Source organism: Burkholderia sp. BC1 (assembly GCF_052683555.1).
Map to the genome: position 1 here is coordinate 1 of NZ_JBQYLP010000150.1, position 3163 is coordinate 3163.

Annotated in this window: 5 protein-coding genes and 1 pseudogene; 1 reads left to right on the forward strand and 5 read right to left on the reverse strand. The window is 62.7% G+C overall.

Going from position 1 to position 3163, the window contains the following annotated elements:
- The 4 genes and pseudogenes from ACSHSS_RS29880 to ACSHSS_RS29895 form a co-directional block, all read right to left on the reverse strand.
- Positions 1-1029: TolC family protein (locus tag ACSHSS_RS29880; RefSeq protein WP_445545949.1), on the reverse strand; the 1029-nt coding region annotated here is incomplete at its 3' end.
- A pseudogene (locus ACSHSS_RS29885) lies at positions 1026-1385 on the reverse strand (ABC transporter permease); the annotation flags it as partial. The gene ACSHSS_RS29880 and the pseudogene ACSHSS_RS29885, both read right to left, overlap by 4 nt.
- A gap of 99 nt (positions 1386-1484) precedes the next feature.
- A complete protein-coding gene (locus tag ACSHSS_RS29890) occupies positions 1485-1652 on the reverse strand; it encodes a hypothetical protein (protein ID WP_021161685.1) in 168 nt (55 codons plus the stop codon).
- A gap of 50 nt (positions 1653-1702) precedes the next feature.
- Positions 1703-1954 (reverse strand): ABC transporter ATP-binding protein, encoded by a 252-nt coding sequence (locus ACSHSS_RS29895; RefSeq protein WP_011516046.1) that lies wholly within the window; start codon positions 1952-1954, stop codon positions 1703-1705.
- Between the two features lie 24 nt (positions 1955-1978).
- On the opposite strand from ACSHSS_RS29895, the gene ACSHSS_RS29900 reads away from it, so the two are divergent.
- Positions 1979-2740, forward strand: a complete 762-nt coding sequence (locus tag ACSHSS_RS29900; protein WP_066132413.1) for an IS5 family transposase — start codon at positions 1979-1981, stop codon at positions 2738-2740.
- A gap of 93 nt (positions 2741-2833) precedes the next feature.
- Here the strand turns inward: ACSHSS_RS29900 and ACSHSS_RS29905 are convergent.
- A partial coding sequence (locus tag ACSHSS_RS29905) for a helix-turn-helix domain-containing protein (protein WP_445545950.1) occupies positions 2834-3163 on the reverse strand: 330 nt, incomplete at its 5' end.

Sequence of the window (3163 nt, forward strand, 5' to 3'; positions counted from 1 at the left end):
CATGATCACGATCCGCCGAAATGCGTGATCACGTTCGCCGGAATACGCACCGATGTCGGCAGAACTCGCCGCCAGGCGACGTTCCGCAGCCAGTACGTCAGGGCGCCGGCGCAGCATGTCGGCACGCTCGCCCACCGGCAGCGCCCGCAGCGTGCTCGGCGTCAAGGGGCCATCCAGCAGTGCCAGCTCCCGCTCCGGCGGTGCGCCCAGCAGCACGCCCAGGCTGAGTACCGCGGCGCGCTGGCGCGCCTGGATATCCGGGATGAGCGCGTTGACTGCTGTCCATTGGGCGTACGCCGCCTCCACGTCGGCGGTCGACGCGTCGCCCAGCGCATGCCGAAGGCGCACCCATTCCCAAGTCTGCTGCAGCGTATCCAGCGTGGCCTGTTGTGCGTGCAACTCGTAGCGGGCGCCGACGGCGGTGAACCAGGTGCGCGCGACCTCGGCCACGATGCGCATGCGTATGCCCTGTGCCTCGGCTTCGGTCGCCTGCAGGCGGGCGTTGGCGCCTTCCAGGGCGCGCCGCTTGGCCCCGAACAAGTCGGCCTCCCAGGCCGCGTCGAAGCCCGCGTCGTAGATGGTCTGCGTGGCGTCAAGGCCGGGGATCGAGCCTACGGGCAAGGGGCCGTTCTCGCTTTGACGGCGCCGGTTGACGCTCGCGCCAGCGGCGGCGGTGGGCAATGCCTCGCCGGCCACACGATCGCGCAGGGCGCGTGCCTCATCGATGCGTGCCGCAGCCTGGCGCAGATCCAGGTTCTGTGCCAGCGCCGTGGCCATCAGGCGATCGAGGATGGGATCGTCCAGTGCAGACCACCATTGGCTCAAGTCTGCGGACTGGGATTCGCTTGCCAACGGCAAGCTCCAGCCGCTGCCGACGTCGACCGGCGGCGGCTCGCGGTAGTCGGGGCCCACGCTTGCGCAGGCAGTCAGCAGCACGCAGGACAGGGCCAGCGCGAGCGGACGCGCGCGCCCAGGGGTCAGGCCGGTGACGGTTGCGCGAAGAAAGGGAGTGCGGGGCTTGGATTTCATTGCAGGCGTCCTCGGACGAATACGGTGGCCATCGTCAGCGTGGCCAGGGCGATGACCGCCAGCGGCCACAGGCTGGCGAGAATGTCACCGGGCGGCATGGCCTTGAGAAAGCTGCCTTCGACGATGATGAGGAAGTGGGTCAGCGGAATGGCCTGGGCCAGCCATTGCAGGACGACGGGCATGTTTTCCACAGGCGTCGCAAAGCCGGACATCAGCACCGCCGGCACGCCGATGGCGAACGCCCCCAGGATGGCCTGCTGCTGCGTCATGCTGACCGCGGAAATCATCAGACCGATGCCGACCACCGACAGGATGAACAGCACCAGACTGGCGAGCAGGAGCGCAAACGAGCCCGTAGCTTTCCTTGGTCACCAGTGCCATCAAGCGCCGCAGATCAAAACGGCGCAAGTCGGTCTGCAGGGGGCCACTCCCGTCTTTGTGCATTGTGGCGCCGTTCATATGGTGGCCTCCATCTCGCGGTCCGCCGACTCCACCAGGTGAATGAAGGCGTCCTCCATCGTCGGGTCGGGCCGTTCTGGGCTGATCGCCGAACGCTTGAGCGCGGTACCCTCGGCCTCGATCGCCTCCAAGTGGCCCGCCCACTGCGCTACCGCTTCCGACATCCTCGACTCCGTTTTCAATCATCACCCAGTCAACTGTGCACGACTTCCCTCTAGGCAAATAGGATGCGGTTAATGGAGCTCATACTGAGCGCGTCGGGCGTATCCAGCGCAATCAGTTGCGCACGCGACAGCATGGCCACGCGATCGCAGTATTCGGCCTCGTCCATGAAGTGGGTGGTGACCATGATGGTCACGCCCTTGCGGGCCAGTCCGTTGATGTGGGTCCAGAATTCGCGCCGGGTGATGGGATCTACCCCTGAAGTGGGTTCATCCAGAAACAGAGACCGTGTCCGGTGAATCAAGGGGCTATCTCAAACTTGCTGTTTATGCTGTATCGCATGTACCGGATGGGTTTGCGGGAATTCGCGGGCTTCATGCACGACTATTGGCGCGGGCGTGGCGTCGAGCTGCCCGTACCCAGCTTTGGCCATCTGTCGGACCTGTTTGCTTCGCTGGACATCACGGTGCGCAGGAAGTGCGTGCGCGCGGCTGAGCGCCTCAATGAAGGCGAGCCGGTGACGGTGATAGTGGACAGCACGGGCTTGCGCTTTTCTCATGCCGGCGCATGGTACGAAAAGAAATACGGCAAGAAAGCTGAGCGTACGCCATGGCGCATGATGCATCTGGCCATGGATGCTGAAGGCGACGTACTGGCAGTGGAAATCACCGATACCGGCACTGGAGACAGTAGCGGCCTCGATTTGCTGTTGCCGCAAGTCGGTAAGATCGATCGACTCATTGCCGATACGGCGTATTACCAGATCGAGCGCAATGAACAACTGCTCGCCAGCGGCGTCGTGCCGGTGATTCCTCCCAAGGCCGATGCGGTCGATGACGCGAAGCAAAATCGTTGGCACGATCAACTTGTGCGTTATCTGAAAGAGAAGGGACAGTATGCATTCCAGAACAAATATGGCTATGGCCTGCGCGCTCGCGTTGAGGCGCAATTTTCGCGCATTAAGCGCTGCATCGGCGACACGCTGCTGACGCGTCGCATCGCGTCACAAACTCAGGAAGGCCGCGCTATCGCCAACCTGATCAATCAATGGAATGCATTTGGTCAGGCGAGGTGCGTTAAAAAAGCCTAATTGCGTCTGCACCACCAGCGCCCCTAACCTCCCGAACAAAGCCGAAGCAGATCTTCGATTCGGTTGATCCCAAACGCTGGTGCTTTGCGCTCTCTACTTCTCCGTCGAGATTGGCATTGAATTGTTCAACTTCTTGACACGGTAGTCGAGTTGCGCGCGTGTCAATCCGAGAAGACGTGCGGCTTCTGATATGTTCCCGTTCGCGGCTTTGAGTGCCGCGCGTACGAGCGCATCTTCGACCTCGCAAAGTGTCGCTTTGTTCATCTGTACAGCAAGCGCTGCCCAATCCTCGAGCCCCTCCGGGGCTTCTCCGCTCTTGCGGATCGTCTCGGGGGGAGCGCTCGTCGATATGGAATCGAGGGCAAGCGACCCTGGTCTGCCCCCTGAAAAGTGGTCCTCCCTGAAGTAGGCTATTGAGCCGTA

What these genes read in the sequence shown, in the direction of transcription:
- ACSHSS_RS29890 (WP_021161685.1), bottom strand. Translation starts at nt 1,652, where the DNA reads ATGTCGGAAGCGGTAGCGCAGTGGGCGGGCCACTTGGAGGCGATCGAG.
- ACSHSS_RS29900 (WP_066132413.1), top strand. Translation starts at nt 1,979, where the DNA reads ATGCTGTATCGCATGTACCGGATGGGTTTGCGGGAATTCGCGGGCTTC.